Origin of the sequence: Cryobacterium sp. SO2 (genome assembly GCF_026151165.2) — a bacterium.
In the GTDB taxonomy this organism is placed as follows: domain Bacteria; phylum Actinomycetota; class Actinomycetes; order Actinomycetales; family Microbacteriaceae; genus Cryobacterium.
Genome location: NZ_CP117849.1, coordinates 1,719,716 through 1,738,470, shown reverse-complemented (window position 1 = coordinate 1,738,470; position 18,755 = coordinate 1,719,716). Strand labels below are relative to the sequence as shown.

Here is an 18,755-nt window from a genome sequence, read left to right as displayed (position 1 = left end):
GCAATTGTCCGCTTCGGCAACAGTTGCGGGGACGGGTCAGGCCGGCGGCGCGATCTCGCCGGAGCCGCGCTGGATGAGCCGGGTGGGGATCTCCACCTGGGTGGTGAACGAGTCGGGGTCGGCCAGGTGGCCGAGCGCCAGGCGCGCGGCCGTGCGACCGAGCTCGATGGGGTCGTAGGCCACGACGGTGATGCCCAGCGCATCCGCCAGTTCGAAGTCGTCGAAGCCGATGAAAGCCACCGGCGGGTCGAGCTCGCGCAGCACCCGCACGGCGCCGGCGCTGCCGCGGTTGTTGCCGGCCACGATCGCGGTGGGCGGGTCGGCCTGGTCGAGCAGGCTCCGCACCGAGTGCTCGGCCGACACCGACGGGTCGTCGTCCAGCCGCTCCCACTGCGCGGTCTGGGTCACGCCCACCTCGCGCAGGGCCTCCCGGTAGCCGGCCAGGCGTTCGCGCTGGGTGTAGATGCCGGCCGGATTGCTGATGAAGCCGATCTTGCGGTGCCCGATGGCGGTGAGCGACCGCACGGCGTCCGCCATGCCCAGCCGGTTCTGCAGCACCACCGAGTCGGCGATGAGATTGCGGGCGGGCCGGTCGACGCTCACCACCGGGGTACCCAGCTGGCGTTCCCCGTCGAGGTAGGACTGGTCGTCGGCGATCGGGATCAACAGCAGCGCACGCACCCGTTGCGAGATGAGGGCGTCGACGACGCGCTCCTCGCTGTCGGGCGAGTCATCGGTGGAGGCGAGCACCATGGTGAGCCCGTGCAGCGCCAGCTCGCGTTCGATGCCCGCGGCGACGGTGAAGTAGAACGGGTTGGTGAGATCGCCGATCACGAACGCCACGGTGTTGGTGACGCCGCCGCGGCGAAGGTTTCTGGCCAGGTTGTTGGGGCGGAAGCGTAGCCGCTTGGCCGAACCGAGCACCCGTTCCCTGGTGTCGGCCGACACGTTGCCGGCATCGGCGAAGACCCGCGACACCGTCTTGGAGCTCACCCCGGCGAGCCTCGCGACGTCTGCCAGCGTGGCTCGGGACTGCGTCGATCGGGACTGCGTGCTCATGAGTGCTCCCCTGCCCTGGTCGGTCCCGTTGATCAACCACATGTCAACGTAAGACATTTTGGAGACATCTGCAAGTGCTCTGATCCTCGATGACCCACTGAATGAGCGGTGGAAAGACCCATACAGGCGACCAGACATTGCAGGACAACGCTGACATCCGGGGTTTGCGGAGACATGAAATCGAGGCCTAGCATGAGGGTGATCACCGAGAGACACTGCTCCGGCAGCGCCCCATCCACATCGTCATCGCAACCCACTTCATCAGCGTCACCCCAGACCCGCCCACGAGACGTTGCCGTCTCGTCCCGGCCGGGTCGACGGTGCAAACCATGTCTGGACTGACCGTGCCTGAAACTCGTTCCCTGGTAACCGAATCCCTCACCCCGGCCGTGCGGGTGCTCACCGACTGGAGCGTCACGGCGCTCGATGGCCCGGTGCCGAACACCGTGCAACGCATCACGGTGCCGGCCACCGTGCCCGGCTCAGTGCACACCGATCTGCTCGCCGCCGAGCTCATCCCCGACCCGTACCTCGACGGCAACGAGAACCTGCTCTCCTGGATCGGCCTGACCGACTGGCGCTACAGCACCACCTTCGTCTGGAACCCGGCCGGGGCGGACCGGGTCGAACTCCACTTCGGCGGCCTGGACACCGTTGCCGAGATCGACCTGAACGGGGTGCGCATCGGGGCCACCCGCAATATGCACCGCAGCTACACCTTCGACGTGACCGCCAGGCTCAAGGCCGGTCTCAACGAGCTCGTCGTGGTGTTCCGCTCGCCCGTGCGCGAGGCGGATGCCGCCAGCCTGAGCCTGGGCTACCGCCCGCACGTGAACCACCACCCCTTCAACGCCCTCCGCAAGATGGCCTGCAGCTTCGGCTGGGACTGGGGCATCGACACCACCACCTCCGGGCTGTGGAAGCCGGTGACGCTGGTGAGCTGGTCGACGGCGCGCCTGGGCACCGTGCGCCCCATAGCTACCGTCAGCAGCACCGCAGCCGGCACCGACGGTCATGTCGAGGTGCACGTCGAGGTGGCCCGCGCCACGGATGCGCCGCTGCTGGTCACCGCATCCGTCGCCGGCGTCAGCCACACCGTCGACCTGCCCGCCGGAGCCACGAGCGCCACGGTGGACCTCACCGTGCCGGACGTGGACCTCTGGTGGCCGATCGGCTACGGCGAGCACCCGCTCTACGACCTCGACGTGATCCTGCACGAGACCGACACGTCGGAGCTCGACGGCACCGAACTGGACAGGTCCAGCACCCGCATCGGCTTCCGCACCGTCGAGCTGGACACCACCCCGGATGCCGCAGGCACCCCCTTCACCATCGTCGTCAACGGCACCGCGATCTTCGTGCGCGGCGCGAACTGGATCCCGGACGACGCCTTCCTGCACCGCGTCACCAGGGACCGTTACCAGACCAGGCTCGAGCAGGCCGAGTTCGCCAACATCAACCTGATCCGGGTCTGGGGCGGCGGCATCTTCGAGACCGAGGACTTCTACGACCTCTGCGACGAGCGCGGCCTGCTCACCTGGCAGGACTTCCTGCTCGCCTGCGCCGCCTACGCGGAGGAAGACCCGCTGAGCAGCGAGATCGTGGCCGAGGCCAGGGAGAACGTCGCCCGGCTCGCCGCGCATCCGTCGCTCGTGGTGCTCAACGGCAACAATGAGAACATCTGGGGCCACGAGGAGTGGAACTGGAAACTTCGCCTGGACGGCAAGACCTGGGGCGCCGGCTACTACTACGAGACCTTCCCGGCCATCGTGGCTGAGCTCGCCCCGCACATCGGCTACACCCCCGGCAGCCCGTTCTCGCCCGGCGAGGGCGGCGCACTGCTGACCGACCGCCACCCCAACGATCCCGAGCACGGCACCATGCACATCTGGGACCTCTGGAACCAGCGTGACTACCCGGCCTACCGCGAGTACCAGCCGCGCTTCGTCGCCGAGTTCGGCTGGCAGGGGCCGCCCACCTGGTCCACGCTCACCGAGTCGATCCACGACGCCCCGCTCACCCCGGAGTCCCCCGGCATGCTCGTGCACCAGAAGGCCGCAGAGGGCAACGTCAAGCTCACTGACGGTCTCATCCCGCACCTGCCGCTGCCCGAGAACATCGACGACTGGCACTGGGCCATGTCGCTCAACCAGGCGAACGCCATCAGCACCGCGGTCGAGCATTTCCGGTCGCTCACCCCGCACTGCATGGGCAGCATCGTCTGGCAGTTGAACGACTGCTGGCCGGTCACCTCCTGGGCCGCCGTGGACGGCTACGGCCGGCCCAAGCCCCTGCTCTACGCCATCAAGCACGCCTACGCCGACAGGCTGGTCACCGTGCAGCCGCGCGGCGACGGCCTTGCTGTGGTCCTGGTCAACGACTCGGCAGAGCCGTGGGCCGGCGAGCTCACGGTGCGGCGGTATGCCGTCACCGGCGAGGCGCTGGCCGAGCATGTCGAGCAGGTCACCCTGGCCGCGCGCGGCACCGTGACCGTGCCGCTGCCGGCCTTCGTGGCCGAGACGACGGCTGCCGGCGGCGAGCTCCTGCGCGCCGAGCTGGGCGGGCTGCGTGCGCACTGGTTCTTCGCCGAGGCCCGCGACACCGCGCTGACCCCCGGCACCCCGCTGGTCGAGGCCGAGCGCACCGACTCCGGCTACCGGGTGCGCGTCACCGTCGACACCCTCACCCGCGACCTCGCCCTGCTGGTGGACAAGGTGGACCCCGACGCTCTCGTCGACGACATGCTCGTCACCCTGTTGCCCGGGGAGGGTACAGTTTTCACCGTCACCTCTCTGCTCGAGGTCGACCCCGCCGTCTTCGCGGCCCCCGGCGTGCTGCGCAGCACCAACCAGCTGGTGCGGCCGTGACGACTCCCCCAGGCCGGCCCGAACCGGCCTCAGATTGGACACCCCGTGAGCGCTGAACCCCGTTCGCTCATCATCGACGCCGGCCAGACCGGCATCCGCGCTCTGCTGCACACCGACGACGGCCGAAGTCTTCCGTTCGAGTTCGGCGGCATCCGCACCGACGGCGCTCTCGTGCCGCAGCTCGGCGACGTCGTGGCTCGGGTCGCGTCGTCGACGCAGAGCCCCATCGTCACCGTGAGCGCGGGCATCTCCGGGTTCTCGAAGGCCGAGACCGACCCCAACGAGTTGCGTGCCCTGGGCGCGGCGAACGGGGTGACCGCGGTGTTCCTGGCGCACGACTCGGTGACGAGCTATCTGGGCGCGCTGGGCGACGAGCTCGGTGTGGTCGTGGCGGCCGGCACCGGCGTGGTCACGCTCGCGGTGGGCGCCACCGCCGTGGCCCGCATCGACGGCTGGGGCAACCTGATCGGTGACGCCGGCAGCGCCTACTGGATCGGCCGGGCGGCCCTGGATGCAGTGATGCGCGCCTACGACGGTCGCGGACCGGCGACGGCGCTCAGTTCGTTCATGCTCGACGAGTTTCCCGACCTGGAGATGGCCTACCTCGACCTGCAGGCCGACCCGCTACGGGTGAGCCGGATCGCGGCGTACTCCCGCCGGGTGACCGAGCTGGCCGAGACGGATGCCGTCGCCGCCGCGATCTGCGACGCGGCAGCGGCGGAGCTCGTGGTCTCGGCCGCGGCCGGGCTGCGCAGAGTGGGCGAGGCCGATCAGGCCTCTCCCGTGGTCTGCGGCATCGGCGGGGTGCTGCGCGCTCCGGAGATCTCCAGCCGGTTCGAGCACGGACTGCGGGCGATCTGGCCCGCAGTGGACATCCGCCCCGCCATCGCCAATGCCCTCGACGGCGCCGAGTTTCTGCCCCGCCTGGCACCCGCCAGTGCCCTGCGCGACCGCATCGCCGTGTCGGTCGGTTAGGTCAGGCCCGGCAGGTCAGCCAAATGAGCCAGGTCAGCCAGGTCAACCAGGTCAGCGCAGCTGCAGCAGTGCGGCCTCGAAGGCCACCCAGGGCAGCATCGCGCACTTGACCCGCGCGGGGTACTTGGAGACCCCGGCGAACGCGGCGGCGTCGCCCATCACCTCTTCGTCGGGTTCGATGGTGCCGCGCGAGCGCAGCATCTCCCGGAACAGGTCGAGCATGGCCTCGGACTCCGCCACGGAGGTGCCGTGCACGGTGTCGTTGAGCACGGATGCCGACGCCATCGAGATGGAGCAGCCCGCGCCGCGCCAGGCCAGTTCGTCGATCTGCGCCTCGGCGCCGGCGCCGGCCAGCCCGACGCGCACGGTGATCTCGTCACCGCAGGTGGTGTTCACCTGGTGGGACTGGGCCTCGCGGAGGCCCGTGCCGGATGCCGCACCGGATGCCGCGCCGGCGTCCAACGCCGGCAACTCCGGAACAGCACCGTGGGCGTACTTGGCGTGGTCGAGGATGATCTGCTGATACAGCTGCTGCATGGCGGACGAGGTCATCGGGCTACTCCGAAGAACGGGGCGACCTCGGCGAGCACGGCCAGGAACTGGTCCACCTCGTCGTCGGTCGTGTACAGATAGGTGCTCGCCCGGGTGGACGCGGTGACGCCGAGCTTCCTGTGCAGAGGCTGCGCGCAGTGGTGTCCCACCCGCACCGCGATGCCGGCCTCGTCGAGGAACTGGCCCACGTCGTGCGCGTGCACGCCGGCGACATCCACCGCGGCCAGGCCGATGCGTTCCACGCCCACGCCGGGGCCGAGCAGGCGAACGCCGTGGATGGCGGTGACACCCTCCACGAGCCGGCGGCCGAGGTCGGCTTCGCGCGCGCGGATGCGTTCCATGCCGGTGTGCCGGAGGTAGTCGACGGCCGCCGCGAGGGCGATGGCCTGGGAGATGCGCTGGGTGCCGGCCTCGAACCGCTGCGGCGGGGCAAGGAACTCGGCGGTCTGCATGTCGACGGTGGTGATCATGGAGCCGCCGGTGAGGAACGGCGGCATCGCGGCAAGCAGTTCGGCCTTGCCGTAGAGCACGCCGATGCCGGTGGGGCCGAGCATCTTGTGCCCGGAGAACACGGCGAAGTCAACGTCGAGCGCGTGGAGGTCGAGCGCCAGGTGCGGCGCGGACTGGCAGGCGTCGAGGAAGACGAGGGCGTCGACGGCGTGCGCCAGGGCGACCAAGTCGTCGATCGGGTTGATGGTGCCCACCACATTGGAGGCGTGGGTCACGGCCAGGAGCCGGGTGCGCGGGTTGAGGATCTCGGCGGCGGCAGTGAGGTCGAGCGTGCCATCGGCCAGCACCGGGATGAACCGCAGGGTGGCGCCGGTGCGGAGCGCCAGCTGCTGCCACGGGATGAGGTTGGAGTGGTGCTCCATCTCGGTGACGACGATCTCGTCGCCGGCGCCGAGTGCGAACCGGGCGGCGGCGGGGCCGCCCAGGCCGAGCGACGCGTTCGAGAAGGAGTACGACACGAGGTTCACGCCCTCGGTGGCGTTGGAGGTCCAGACGATCTCGTTCTCGCCGGCACCGACGAACGCGGCGACGGTGGCGCGGGCGGCCTCGAACACCTCGGTGGCGGCGAACGCCAGGGTGTGCGCTCCACGGTGGACGGCGGCGTTCCGCTGCTCGTAGTACTCCTGCTCGGCTTCCATGACGCTGATCGGGTTCTGCGAGGTGGCGCCTGAGTCCAGATAGTTGAGCGGATGCCCGTTCACCTGCTGGTGCAGCACCGGGAAGTCGTTGCGGATGCGCAGCACCTCGTCACGGGTCAGCGCTTGATCGCGTGCGGGGGCCAGGGATGGAGCGACGAACGTCATACTTCAGGGTACCGCCACGGCCGCCGCATCGGCAGAGGATGACGGCAGGTGGCGGGCGGCGATGGCCGACCGCACAGGCATAGGCTGGAAACCAGCAGAAAGGGCCGCCATGCCGCATGTTCCCCTCGTGTCACCGGGGCCGCCGCTCACCGCCGACCAGCGTCAGCGTTACGCCCGCCAGCTCGCCCTCGAGCAGATCGGCGACCTCGGCCAACGCCGCCTCGCGGCCGCCCGGGTCTTGATGGTCGGTGCGGGCGGGCTCGGCTCCCCCGTGCTCACGGCCCTCGCCGCCGCCGGCGTCGGCACCATCGGCATCGTCGATTCCGACAGCGTGGAGGTCTCGAACCTGCACCGCCAGACCATCTACACGATGGCGGACCTCACCCAGCCGAAGGCCGAGGCCGCCGCCGCCGCCCTGCGCGCCCGCAACCCGCTCATCCAGGTCGTGGCCCACCAGACCCGGCTGACCGCCGCGAACGTGCTCTCCCTCGTCGACGACTACGACATCGTCGTGGACGGCACCGACAATTTCGCCACCCGCCACCTCGCCCACGATGCCGCCGCACAGCTGCACAAGCCATATGTCTGGGGCTCTGTGCTGCGCTTCGACGGACTGGTGACGACATTCTGGGTCGACGGGCCGCACGGCGGCACCCGTCTGGAAGACCTCTTTCCCAGCACGCCGGGCGCTGACGAGGCCGAGACCTGCGCGGTCGCCGGGGTACTCGGCTCGGTGTGCGCCGGCATCGGCGCCATGATGGCCAGCGAAACCCTCAAGCTGATCGTGGGGTTCGGCGAACCGCTCTTCGGCCGGCTCCTCGTGCATGACGGCCTCGACGCATCCTGGCGCGAGGTGTCCTACCGCGCCGCACACACGCCTGCTAGCGCTCCGGATGCCGCCCAGCAGCCCGTTGACACCAGCCACAGCCAGGTGCACACCCACCCGGCGCCGGTCGCCACGGCCGCCGCGCCCCTGACCCCCGACGAGGTCACCTCCGCCGAGCTCGCCGGCCTGCTCGCCGACCGGCAGGCGGGATCGGCCGACTTCGTGCTCGTCGACATCCGCGAGCCGTGGGAGCGGGAGATCGTCGCCATCGACGGGTCGGCCCTGGTGCCGATGGCCCAGCTGCTCACCGACCAAGCGCGCACGGTCATGGAGCCCGATGACCGCGTGATCCTGTACTGCCACCACGGCACGCGCTCCGAATACGCTCGCGGTGTGCTCCGCGACAACGGCTGGTCGAACGTGACCCACCTGGCCGGCGGTATCGACGACTGGGTGCGCCACATCGAACCGGCCAAGCCGCGCTACTGAGCCACGCTGCTGGGCCGCGCCACTGGGCCGCGCCTCTCAGTCACAGCCAGCGGGGGTGGTTGCCGGATGACGGCCCGGTTATGGTGTGCGCAACGGGCAGTCAGCCGGCCCGGCAGGGGTTGAGGGAGGCGGTCATCATGGTCGATGGCACAAGCGGCAGGCAACACGGCACGCACCATGGCACGCGAGGGCCGGACTGGCCCGTGGTCGACGAGGCCGTCGACCGGGGGTTCCTGGGCACCATCGATCCGATGGTCATCCATGCCGACGACGGCCGGGTGGTCTGGGAGATGGAGTCCCTGGACTTCCTCGCCGCCGACGGCTCGGAGCACGTGAACGACAGCCTCTGGCGCCAGAGCGCTCTCACCGCCAGGCACGGTCTGTACGAGGTGACGCCGGGAATCTACCAGGTGCGCGGATTCGACCTCGCCAACATGACCATCGTGGAGGGCGAGCGCGGGATCATCGTGATCGACCCGCTCATCTCCGCGGAGACCGCCGCGGCCGCCCTGATGCTGTACCGCCGTCACCGCGGCGCCCGTGAGGTGACCGGCCTCGTCTACACCCACGCCCACGTCGACCACTTCGGCGGCGTGCTCGGTGTGGTCGAGCCCGACACGGCCGTTCCCGTCGTCGCCCCCGAGCACTTCCTCGACAACGCGGTGTCGGAGAACGTGTATGCCGGAACAGCCATGTTCCGCCGCGGGTATTACTACGACGGCCATCCGCTCGCCCGCAGCTCGACCGGCCGGGTCGGCATCGGGCTCGGCCCCGGCGCGTCGACGGGCAGCATCGGCCTGGTCCCGCCCACCCTCCACATCACCCGCACGGGCCAGGAGGAGATCCTGGACGGCGTGAAGATCATCTTCCAACTCACCCCCGGCACCGAATGCCCGTCGGAGATGAACCTCTACTTTCCCGACCTGCGCGCGCTCTGCCTGGCCGAGAACGCCACCCACACCATGCACAACCTGCTCACCCTGCGCGGCGCGCAGGTGCGCGACCCGCGGATGTGGTCACGGTACCTGGGTGAGGCGATCGAACTGTTCGCCTACCGCTCTGATGTGGAGTTCGCGTCGCACCACTGGCCCACCTGGGGCACCGAGGCGATCGTCGACTTCCTCATCGAGCAACGCGATCTCTATGCCTATCTGCACGACCAGACCGTGCGGCTGATGAACCAGGGTCTGATCGGCAGCGAGATCGCCGAGGACTTCGAGGTGCCGCCGGCCCTGGCCCGCCGCTGGCACACCCGCGGCTACTACGGTTCGGTGAGCCACAACGTCAAGGCGATCTACCAGCGCTACCTGGGCTGGTACGACGGCAATCCAGCGCACCTCTGGCAGCATCCGCCGGTCGCCGCCGCCACCCGGTACGTGGAGGTGATGGGCGGTGTGGCGGCCACGCTCGATCACGCCCGCCGGTACCTGGCTGCCGGCGATCTGCGGTTCGCCGTTGAGCTGGCCAGCCACGCTGTGTTCGCCGACCCCGGCGACGCGGCGGCCAGGGAACTGCTCGCCACCGGACTGGAGCGGCTCGGACTCGGCGCCGAGAACGCCACCTGGCGCAATGTCTACCTCACCGGGGCCAACGAGCTGCGTTACGGGGTCGGCCGCACCGACCTCTCCGCCGCCGGACTGCTCTCGGCGCTGACCGTGACCCAGCTGTTCGACACCCTCGCCATCCGCATCGACGGACCCAGGGCCTGGAACGAGAGTTTCGCCGTCAACTGGGTGATCACCGACACCCGGGAGCTGTACAGGCTCGAACTGAGCAACGGGGCGCTGATCCACTTCCGGATGGCAACGCCACGCCTGGCGGACCTCAACGTGCGGATCACCCGGGCGCGGCTGGTCCAGGCGGTCGAAAGCGGCTCGTTCAGCGGCGTCGACATGACCGGGGATGCCAGCGTGCTGCCCAGGCTGTTCGCGCTGCTGGACAGCCCCGACCCGGCATTCCCGGTGGTGACGCCCTGAGACGGGTCAGCCTCCGGCGAACGGGGGCAGCACGTCGAGCAGGTCGCCGTTCTCGAGGACTCTCGCCCTGTCGGTGGTGGCGGCGCCGTTCACAATGAACGAGCAGCGGGCGAAAACCGCCGGAGAGGTACTGCCGAGATCGTCGAGGAAACCACCGATGGTGGCGCCATCCGGCAGGTCGCGGGTCTCTCCGGCCACCCCGGTGGCGGCCTTGGCGGCGGCGAAGTAGCGCACCTGCACCTGCATCGTGATGGTCCCTCCGTGGACGCGGGCGCCCATCGCCCGGTCCATCCAGCCTACGACGCTCACCACTCCGGGGCGGCGCGCAGGGCATAGTGCACTTCGACGAGGCCGTCGTCGAAGGTTCGCGCGCCGCGCAGGTCGAGCACCGACGGGTCGGTGTCCGCCGGGAACACGCCCCGGCCGGCGCCGATCACAACGGGCATCACCACGAGGCGCACCTCGTCGACCTCCCCGGCGGCGAAGAAGGCCCGACTCAGGCTCAGGCTGCCCCACAGCACCACGAGCCCGGCGTACTCGGCCTTGATCCGGCGGATGGCCTCGACGGCGTCGCCGGACTCGAGGGTGGCCGGCGGCAGGTCGCCCCAGGGAGCGTGCCTGAGGGTGCGGGAGAACACGTGCCGGCCCAGCGCGTTCAGCGGCGCCGCCACGATCTCCTCCGCCGCCGCCGGCGTCGGCCAGTAACCCACGAACATCCGATAGGTCGTCGCACCGAGCACCATGGCATCCACGCCGGCGAGCCAGTCCACCTGGCTGCGGTCGAACTCGTCGGTACGGCCGTCGAGGAGCTCGTAGGCCGTGAACTCATTGTCGAGGTTCGCCGCGAACCCATCGATGGTGACGAATTGCTGCACCACGAGATGTCCCATGACCGGCCCTCCCCTGAATGTCGGGTGTTCCGAGGCACCCTACGCCGCGGTGGGGTCCCCTTCAAGGCTGTCGTGCGCGGGGGCAGAGCGCACTGCGCTCCCGGCTGCGGCAAGATGGTGGCATGAGCGCGCGAACGATCGACGAGCACCGGGACGCCGTGGCGAGCCTTCTCGCGCCGCTGTTCCTCGCCAGGGCCACCGAGGTCCTCCCGCTCTCCGCCGCCCGGCTGACCGGCGACCCTGACCGGTACCGGGCACGGATTCTCGCGGCCGACGTCGACTCGCCCGTCTCGCTTCCCCCCTTCGATAATTCGCAGATGGACGGCTACGCCCTGCGCTCGGCCGACCTGGCCGACGCCGCGCCCGGCACCCCGGCGAACCTCGCGATCGCCGGCCGAATCAATGCGGGCGACCCGGGCACTGCCCTGCTCCCAGGCACGGCGGCCCCGATCATGACGGGCGCCCCGATCCCGGCCGGCGCGGATGCCGTGGTGCCGATCGAGCAGGTCGACCCACCGCGCTTCCTGCCGGCCGGCCACACCGCCTCCTTCCTCGCTCCCGTCACGCCCGGCTCGTTCGTGCGCCCCACCGGCAGCGATGTGCGCACCGGCGACAGGCTCTTGCCCGCCGGCAGCCGCCTCGGCCCCGCGCAGCTGGGGGTTCTCGCGGGCACCGGCGTCACCAGCGTCACGGTGCTCAGGCGCATCCGGGTGCTGCTCATCGCGACCGGCCACGAGATCCGGGAGCCGGGTAACGACCTCGCCGCCGGCCAGATCTACGACTCCAACAGCGTCATCCTCGGCCAGGCCCTGCAGGAGGCCGGCTGCACGGTGACCGCAAGGCCGTGCCGCTCCGACGACGCCGACGACCTGCTCGCCGTGCTCGCCGACGCGCCGGACGCCGACCTCGTGGTCACCGTCGGCGGGGTCAGCGCCGGTGCCCGCGAGGTGGTGCGTGACGCGCTCGGTCCGCTCGGTGTGACCTTCCGGCACGTGGCCATGCAGCCCGGCGGGCCGCAGGGCCTCGGCGAGATCATCCGCCCGGCTACCGCCTCTGGCACCGCCGGTATTCGGGTACCCGTCGTCACCTTCCCCGGCAACCCGGTGAGCGCGCTGATCTCGTTCGAGGTGTTCCTGCGCCCGCTGCTGCGCCGCCTGGCGGGGATGCCGCGGCCCGACCGGGTGCTCGAGCGCGCCCCGCTCGCCGCCGCCGTGGCCTCCCCGGCCGACAAGCACCAGCTGCGCCGCGGCATCCTGCGCCCGGACGGGGCCCTCGACCTGGTGGGCGGTGCGAGTTCGCACCTCCTGCACGCCTATGCCGCCGCGACCGTGCTCGTTCACCTGCCCGTCGGGGTGGGCGGCGTCGCGGCGGGCGAGCTCATGGACTATTGGAGCATCGATGACTGACCAGACCCCCTCGAACCCCGCAGAAAACACGGCGGGTTCGCTCAGCCACGTGCGTGCCGACGGCGCCGCCCTCATGGTGGACGTGACCGACAAGGCCGTCACCACCCGGCGCGCCACGGCGACGGCCACGCTGATCACCCGCCCCGACGTGATCGCGCTGCTCGTGGCCGGCGACCTGCCCAAGGGCGAGGCCCTCGCCGTGGCCAGGGTGGCCGGAATCATGGGCGCCAAGCAGACCTCCGCGCTGATCCCGCTCTGCCACCCCCTGCCGATCACCGGCGCCAGCATCGATTTCGAGCCGGGCACCGACAGGGTCGTGATCACCGCGACAGTGAAGACCACGGGCGTGACCGGCGTCGAGATGGAGGCGCTGACCAGCGTCTCGGTGGCGGCACTCACCCTGTACGACATGATCAAGGCCGTCGACAAGCACGCCGTCATCACCGACATCCGGGTGCTCGCGAAGTCCGGCGGCAAGAGCGGCGACTGGAGCACGCAGTGACCGCCGCAGCCCGGCCCGCCACCGGCAGGGGCGCCGCCGGGAGGGTCGCCCAGGTGATCGTGGCCTCCACCCGCGCGGCCGCCGGCGTCTACCCCGACCGCACCGGCCCGGTCATCGACGCCTGGCTGGCGGAACGCGGCTGGCTCGTGCTCGACCGCGCCGTCGTCGCCGACGGCGGCCCCGTCGGCGACGCCCTCGCGGCCGCCATCGAGGCCGGCCTCGACCTCGTCATCACGACGGGCGGAACCGGGGTGAGCCCCACCGACCAGACGCCGGAGCAGACCCTGCCGCTGCTCGGGCGCCAGCTGCCCGGCATCATGGAGGAGCTCCGCCGGCGCGGCACAGCGTCCACGCCGCTGGCCGTGCTGTCCCGCGGGCACGCCGGCATCGCGCGCGGCCGCACCGTCGTGATCAACCTGCCCGGCTCCACCGGCGGCGTGCGCGACGGCCTGGCGGTGCTCGCGGACGTGCTCGACCACCTCATCGACCAGGTGCGTGGCGCCGACCATGCCACTCCGCCTCCGGCCGGCTCCGCCTCCCCCACCTCCACCGGCAAGGACACCCACCATGGCCACTGAGCCCAGCGCTGAGCCCACCGCCGACGCCGTACTGTTCGCCCGGGTCGACGACACCCCGATCACGGTGGACGAGTGCGCCGACGCCGTGGCCGACGCCACGGCCGGCGCCGTGGTGTCGTTCGCGGGGGTGGTGCGCAACCACGATGAGGACCGGGGGGTCACCTGGCTGCGCTACAGCGCGCATCCGAGTGCCCAGGCCGTGCTGGACGAGGTGGCCCGCGAGGTGGCCGGCGCCCACCCCGGTTGCCGGATCGCCGCCGCTCACCGCGTGGGCGACCTGGGCATCGGCGACGTGGCGCTGGCCTGCGCCGTGGCCTCAGCGCACCGCGTGGAGGCGTTTGCGGCCTGTGCCGCCCTCGTCGACGAGATCAAGGCCCGCGTGCCCATCTGGAAGGAACAGGGCTTCACCGACGGCAGCACCGAGTGGGTCGCCGCCCTCGGCTGACGCGCCCGCCGCGCCCGCCGCGCCCGCCGTGCCCGCCGCAACTGTTGCCGATGCGGACAACTGGTCCCGGTGTGCCGGGCGCAGAAGTCCGCACGGGGAACAGTTGGCCCCAGTTCACGGCGGAAAACTGGGGATCGGCTGAGCCGCGCCGGGGCGGTTTACATTGCCGACACAATGCTGCGCTTGACTAGGGATGTCGGCGCCCCGCAGAGGGCGCCCCTCGACGGTGCCCACAGGCCCGGCGATACCCGGATGCCGCGCAAGCATGAGAGCGCGCATCCACGACTTTGGGAGACCGGATGGACCTCAGCACCGTTGCGACCATCACCCCGGCCCGCAGCCGCGACGACCTGGCGGCCCTGAACGCGTCCGTCGTTCCGCTGGCCGGCGGCTCCGAGCTGTTCGCCGACCCGCGCATCCACCTCACCGGCCTCGTCGACCTGCAGACCATGGGCTGGCCGGCGCTGACCGTGAGCGGCGACGGCCTGGAAATCGCCGCCACGTGCACCCTCGCCGAGCTCGCCGGCATGCCCGCCGCTGCCGGCTGGGTCGCCCACCCGGTCTTCCACCAGGCCTGCACGGCCCTGTTCGGCTCGTTCAAGATCTGGAACGTCGCCACCGTCGGCGGGAACCTGTGCACCTCGCTGCCCGCCGGACCGATGATCTGCCTCACCGCCGCCCTCGACGCCGAGGTGCTGATCTGGCGCGCCGACGGCACCGACGAGTGGATGCCGGCGGTCGACTTCGTCACCGGCAACACCACCAATGTGCTCACGCCCGGCGACGTGCTGCGTTCCATCCACGTGCCGGCCGCCGCGCTGGCCGCCCGCACCGCCTACCGCAAGATCGCTCTCTCCCCGCTCGGCCGCTCCGGCGCCGTGCTCATCGGCCGACTGGACACCGACGGCGTCTTCGTGCTCACCGTCACCGGGGGTACAGTGCGCCCGGTGCAGCTGCGCTACCCGCGGATCCCCGACGCACCCGTGCTGGCGGCGGGCATCGCCGCCATCGACGCCTGGTTCACGGATGCGCACGGCGCCGCCGACTGGCGCCGCGCCGTGAGCGGGCTGCTCGGCGAGGAAATCCGGCAGGAGCTCGCCGCGCCGACCGCGCCGACCGCCCAGAACGGGGCCCGCGCATGAGGCTCTCCGTCAACGGCAGCCCCGTCGATGCGCCCGCCGCCGCCGGCCAGGCGCTGCGCACCTACCTGCGCGAGCAGGAGCACTTCGAGGTGAAGAAGGGCTGCGACACCGGCGACTGCGGCGCCTGCTCGGTGCTCGTCGACGGCACCCCGGTGCACTCCTGCATCTACCCGGCGTTCCGGGCCGAGGGCCGAGAGGTCACCACGGCCACCGGCATCGGCTCCCCTGCGAACCTCGCCCCGATCCAGCAGCGCTTCATCGACGCGGCCGGTTTCCAGTGCGGCTTCTGCACGCCGGGCATGATCGTGACGGCCTCCACCATCCAGGAGCACCAGCTGCACGACCTGCCCCGGCTACTCAAGGGCAACCTCTGCCGGTGCACGGGCTACCGCGCCATCGACGACGCCATCCAGGGCCGGCACACCCCCAGCGACGGCAGCTGCAACCACGACCACGTGGCGGATGCGGCCCAGCCGGCCGCTCCCGTCACCGGCCTGGGCCCGGTGCGCACCACCAAGCCGCGCACGCAACCGCGCACCTCCGCCACCGACGGTCAGGTCGGCGGGTCGCTGCGCGCGCCCGCCGCGGCCCGCGTGGTGAGCGGTCAGGAGCCGTACACCCTCGACGTGGCCGTTCCCGGCCTGCTGCACCTCACGGTGCTCCGCAGCCCGCACGCCCACGCCCGCATCAGCTCCATCGACGACAGCGCCGCCCTGGCCCTGCCCGGTGTGCACGCCGTGCTCAGCCACACCGACTCCCCCGCCACCCTGTACTCCTCCGCCCGGCACGAGAGCCGGCTGGACGACCCCGACGACAGCCTGGTCTTCGACTCCGTGCTGCGCCACCGCGGCCAGCGGGTGGCCGCCGTGGTCGCCGACTCTGTGGCCATCGCCGAGCACGCCTGCCGGCTGCTCGTGGTGGAGTACGAGCTCCTGCCCGCCGTCTTCGACCCCGCCGAGGCCCTCACGCCCGGCGCGCCGCTCGTGCACGGCGACAAGGACGCAACGGCCAGCCGCCTCGCCGACCCGTCCCGCAACCTCGTCGCCGAACTGCACGGCGAATACGGCGACGTGGCGGCGGGCCTCGCCGCCGCAGACACCGTGGTCACCGGCACCTGGCAGACCCAGCGCGTCGCGCACACCCAGTTGGAGACCCACGCCACCATCGGCTGGCTGGACGAGAACCGGCTCGTGCTGCGCACCAGCTCCCAGGTGCCGTTCCTCGTGCAGAAGGAGATCAGCCGCATCTTCGGCCTCGACCTCGAGGCGGTGCGCGTGTTCACCGCCCGCGTCGGCGGCGGGTTCGGCGGCAAGCAGGAGATCCTCACCGAAGACGTCGTCACCTTGGCGGTGCTGAAGACCGGGCGCCCGGTGCAATACGAGTTCACCCGCACCGACGAGCTCGCGGCCTCCCCGGCCCGGCACCCGATGCGGGTCGGCGTCACCCTCGGCGCCACCAGGGACGGCCGGCTCACCGCGCTGGCCATCGACGTACTCTCCGACACCGGCTCCTACGGCAACCACGGCCCTGGCGTCATGTTCCACGGCACCAGCGAATCCGTGGCCCTGTACAACGTGCCCAACAAGCGGGTGGATGCGCAGGCCGTGTACACGAACAACCCGCCGTCGGGCGCGTTCCGCGGTTACGGCCTGGGCCAGGTCATCTACGGCATCGAGTGCGCCCTGGACGAACTCGCCGCCGAGTTGGGCATCAACCCGTTCGACCTGCGCCGGATCAACTCGGTGCGGCCCGGCGATCCCCTCGTGGTGACCCACGAGGAAGGCGACGACATCGGCTTCGCCAGCTACGGCCTGGACCAGTGCCTCGATCTGGCCCAGACGGCCCTGGCCCGCGGCAACGGCGTGGCGGCCCCCGCCGGCGACTCCTGGCGGGTCGGCGAGGGCATGGCGTCGTCGATGATCGCGACGACACCGCCGCGCGGCCACTTCTCCCAGGCCACCATCACGGTAGATCAGGACGGAACCTACCTGGTGCGGGTGGGCACAGCCGAGTTCGGCAACGGCACCACCACCGTGCACACGCAGATCGCAGCGACGGCGCTGAACAGCAGCCCGGACCGCATCCGCATCCTGCAGTCGGACACCGACACCGCCGGTTACGACACCGGTGCCTTCGGGTCGGCCGGCGTGGTGGTGGCGGGCAAGGCCGTGCACGGCGCGGCCCTGGAGCTGGCCGGCCTGCTGCGCGAGAAGGCGGCCCGGCTCACCGGCCGGCCGGCCGGCGATTTCGTGCTGGCCGCCGACGGACTCCGCGCCGGCGACGTGTTCGTACCGCTGGCCGACCTGGCCGGCCCGGACGGCACGACGGGACAGGGCCTGACCGGCACGGGCCGGGAAGACGGCGCCCGCCGCTCCCTGGCGTTCAACGTGCACGCGTTCAGGGTGGCGGTGAACACCGAAACCGGTGAAGTGCGGATGCTGCAGTCGATCCAGACCGCGGATGCCGGCTTCGTGATGAACCCCGAACAGTGCCGCGGCCAGATCGAGGGCGGGGTGGCGCAGGCCATCGGCACCGCTCTGTACGAGGAACTCATCCTCGACGGCGCCGGCACCGTTCTCACCCAGGTGCTCCGGAACTATCACATTCCGCAGTTGGCGGACCTGCCGGTCACCGAGGTCTACTTCGCGGACACCGCCGACGACCTGGGCCCGTACGGCGCGAAGTCGATGAGCGAGTCACCGTACAACCCGGTGGCTCCGGCGCTGGCCAACGCCGTGCGCGATGCCCTCGGCATCCGCTCGTATGAGTTGCCGATGTCGCGCGACAGGCTGTGGCGTCTAGTGAATGCGGGCGCCTAGCCCTCCAGTCCGAGCCGCACCTGCCGCGGCAGAGAGGCCACCACGATCGCGTGCGATTCGGCAATCAGCTCGCGCACATGCCCGCCGGGCACCGTGCCGTTCAGGCGCACGGTCAGCCAATGTTTTTTGCTCATGTGGTAGCCGGGATCGATGCCGGGAACGCTCCGGATGAGCCGGGGCACGTTCTCGGGAAGCGCCTTGACGGTGATCGACACCGTCGGTTCGGATAGTCCCCGATGCACCGGCGTGTTGTCGATGGCGAAGACTTTGCCGTGCACCTTGAACACCCGTGCCTCGGGGCCGAAGGGATAGGTCTCTTCGGCCCCGTTGAGGTCCAGGATGAACGTGGTCAGATCGGCCGCCGTCAGGGGCTCTGGAGCGAGATCATCGGGCAGCCGGTCAGTCATTCCTCGACACTAGTGGCTCGACTCTGACTCGTGATCGGCTTCATCTCCTTGCCGTGCATGGTCACCGCGTAGATCACCAGCACGTCGATGGCGATCATGGTGAGCGACCAGACCGGGTAGGCACCCAGGAACGCGATGTTCACCAGGGCGCTGCCGAACGCCAGGATGATCGCGACGATCCGCGCCCACATCTGCCCGGCGAGCAGGGCGATGCCGGCCAGGATCACCACGGCGCCGAGGATGGTGTGCACCCAGCCCCAGGTCGTGTAGTCGACCTGCACCACCAGTCCTTCCTGGCCGACGAGGTAGTACGTGTCCTCGAACAGCGCCACGAGACCCTGGATGACGTGGAATGCGCCCATCATCAGCATCATGACGCCGGCGAAGACGATCCACCCCGTCCAGCCCGATGTGCCGTAGTTGTCCATGGATTCTGTACCGGTCCTGGTGCCCGTTGCTTGCCGTGTGGTGGTCATAATGATTCCTCCCATTCGATGGACTCGATGAGC

The 18,755-nt window shown here is 70.7% G+C and carries 17 protein-coding genes; 10 read left to right on the top strand and 7 right to left on the bottom strand.

Going from position 1 to position 18,755, the window contains the following annotated elements:
• Positions 1-36: 36 nt before the first annotated feature.
• Positions 37-1,059, bottom strand: coding sequence for a LacI family DNA-binding transcriptional regulator (locus tag BJQ94_RS07955; RefSeq protein WP_265397907.1), 1,023 nt, complete (start codon positions 1,057-1,059; stop codon positions 37-39).
• Positions 1,060-1,388: 329 nt separating this feature from the next.
• Between BJQ94_RS07955 and BJQ94_RS07950 the strand changes: the two genes are divergently transcribed.
• Both BJQ94_RS07950 and BJQ94_RS07945 read left to right on the top strand, forming a co-directional pair.
• Complete coding sequence (locus BJQ94_RS07950; protein WP_265397908.1) at positions 1,389-3,926, top strand: glycoside hydrolase family 2 protein; 2,538 nt, start codon at positions 1,389-1,391, stop codon at positions 3,924-3,926.
• 45 nt (positions 3,927-3,971) lie between these two features.
• A complete protein-coding gene (locus BJQ94_RS07945) occupies positions 3,972-4,901 on the top strand; it encodes a BadF/BadG/BcrA/BcrD ATPase family protein (RefSeq protein WP_265397909.1) in 930 nt (309 codons plus the stop codon).
• A 51-nt stretch (positions 4,902-4,952) separates the two neighbouring features.
• Here BJQ94_RS07945 and sufU read toward each other — a convergent pair whose 3' ends face one another.
• Together sufU and BJQ94_RS07935 are read right to left on the bottom strand one after the other, a co-directional pair.
• Positions 4,953-5,453 (bottom strand): Fe-S cluster assembly sulfur transfer protein SufU, encoded by a 501-nt coding sequence (sufU, locus tag BJQ94_RS07940; protein WP_265397910.1) that lies wholly within the window; start codon positions 5,451-5,453, stop codon positions 4,953-4,955.
• Positions 5,450-6,766 (bottom strand): SufS family cysteine desulfurase, encoded by a 1,317-nt coding sequence (locus tag BJQ94_RS07935; RefSeq protein WP_265397911.1) that lies wholly within the window; start codon positions 6,764-6,766, stop codon positions 5,450-5,452. The genes sufU and BJQ94_RS07935 overlap by 4 nt, the downstream gene beginning before the upstream one ends.
• Positions 6,767-6,875: 109 nt before the next feature.
• Here BJQ94_RS07935 and BJQ94_RS07930 point away from each other — a divergent pair, with 109 nt between their 5' ends.
• Both BJQ94_RS07930 and BJQ94_RS07925 read left to right on the top strand, forming a co-directional pair.
• Positions 6,876-8,081 (top strand): ThiF family adenylyltransferase, encoded by a 1,206-nt coding sequence (locus BJQ94_RS07930; RefSeq protein ID WP_265397912.1) that lies wholly within the window; start codon positions 6,876-6,878, stop codon positions 8,079-8,081.
• A gap of 137 nt (positions 8,082-8,218) precedes the next feature.
• Complete coding sequence (locus tag BJQ94_RS07925; protein ID WP_265397913.1) at positions 8,219-10,057, top strand: alkyl sulfatase dimerization domain-containing protein; 1,839 nt, start codon at positions 8,219-8,221, stop codon at positions 10,055-10,057.
• A gap of 6 nt (positions 10,058-10,063) precedes the next feature.
• On the opposite strand, the gene BJQ94_RS07920 is transcribed toward BJQ94_RS07925, so the two are convergent.
• A complete protein-coding gene (locus tag BJQ94_RS07920) occupies positions 10,064-10,336 on the bottom strand; it encodes a MoaD/ThiS family protein (RefSeq protein ID WP_265397914.1) in 273 nt (90 codons plus the stop codon).
• A 26-nt stretch (positions 10,337-10,362) separates the two neighbouring features.
• Positions 10,363-10,947: a dihydrofolate reductase family protein gene (locus BJQ94_RS07915; RefSeq protein WP_265397915.1), complete on the bottom strand. Its 585-nt coding sequence runs from the start codon at positions 10,945-10,947 to the stop codon at positions 10,363-10,365.
• Between the two features lie 122 nt (positions 10,948-11,069).
• On the opposite strand from BJQ94_RS07915, the gene glp reads away from it, so the two are divergent.
• The 6 genes from glp (at position 11,070) to BJQ94_RS07885 (ending at position 17,839) form a co-directional block, all read left to right on the top strand.
• On the top strand, positions 11,070-12,353 hold the full coding sequence (gene glp, locus BJQ94_RS07910) for a gephyrin-like molybdotransferase Glp (protein WP_265397916.1): 1,284 nt from the start codon (positions 11,070-11,072) through the stop codon (positions 12,351-12,353).
• The gene (gene moaC, locus BJQ94_RS07905) at positions 12,346-12,855 is read left to right on the top strand and encodes a cyclic pyranopterin monophosphate synthase MoaC (protein ID WP_265397917.1); all 510 of its coding nucleotides are present in this window, start codon (positions 12,346-12,348) and stop codon (positions 12,853-12,855) included. Before glp ends, moaC begins: the two co-directional genes overlap by 8 nt.
• On the top strand, positions 12,852-13,433 hold the full coding sequence (locus BJQ94_RS07900) for a MogA/MoaB family molybdenum cofactor biosynthesis protein (protein ID WP_265397918.1): 582 nt from the start codon (positions 12,852-12,854) through the stop codon (positions 13,431-13,433). The genes moaC and BJQ94_RS07900 overlap by 4 nt, the downstream gene beginning before the upstream one ends.
• Entirely contained in the window at positions 13,423-13,878 is a 456-nt protein-coding gene (locus tag BJQ94_RS07895; RefSeq protein ID WP_265397919.1) for a molybdenum cofactor biosynthesis protein MoaE, read from the top strand. The genes BJQ94_RS07900 and BJQ94_RS07895 overlap by 11 nt, the downstream gene beginning before the upstream one ends.
• 299 nt (positions 13,879-14,177) lie before the next feature.
• Entirely contained in the window at positions 14,178-15,020 is an 843-nt protein-coding gene (locus BJQ94_RS07890) for an FAD binding domain-containing protein (protein WP_265397920.1), read from the top strand.
• Entirely contained in the window at positions 15,017-17,839 is a 2,823-nt protein-coding gene (locus tag BJQ94_RS07885; RefSeq protein ID WP_265397921.1) for a molybdopterin cofactor-binding domain-containing protein, read from the top strand. The genes BJQ94_RS07890 and BJQ94_RS07885 overlap by 4 nt, the downstream gene beginning before the upstream one ends.
• Here the strand turns inward: BJQ94_RS07885 and BJQ94_RS07880 are convergent.
• Both BJQ94_RS07880 and BJQ94_RS07875 read right to left on the bottom strand, forming a co-directional pair.
• On the bottom strand, positions 17,836-18,246 hold the full coding sequence (locus BJQ94_RS07880; protein ID WP_265397922.1) for an MmcQ/YjbR family DNA-binding protein: 411 nt from the start codon (positions 18,244-18,246) through the stop codon (positions 17,836-17,838). The genes BJQ94_RS07885 and BJQ94_RS07880 overlap by 4 nt on opposite strands.
• Positions 18,243-18,722, bottom strand: coding sequence for a hypothetical protein (locus BJQ94_RS07875; protein WP_265397923.1), 480 nt, complete (start codon positions 18,720-18,722; stop codon positions 18,243-18,245). The genes BJQ94_RS07880 and BJQ94_RS07875 overlap by 4 nt, the downstream gene beginning before the upstream one ends.
• Positions 18,723-18,755: the final 33 nt, after the last annotated feature.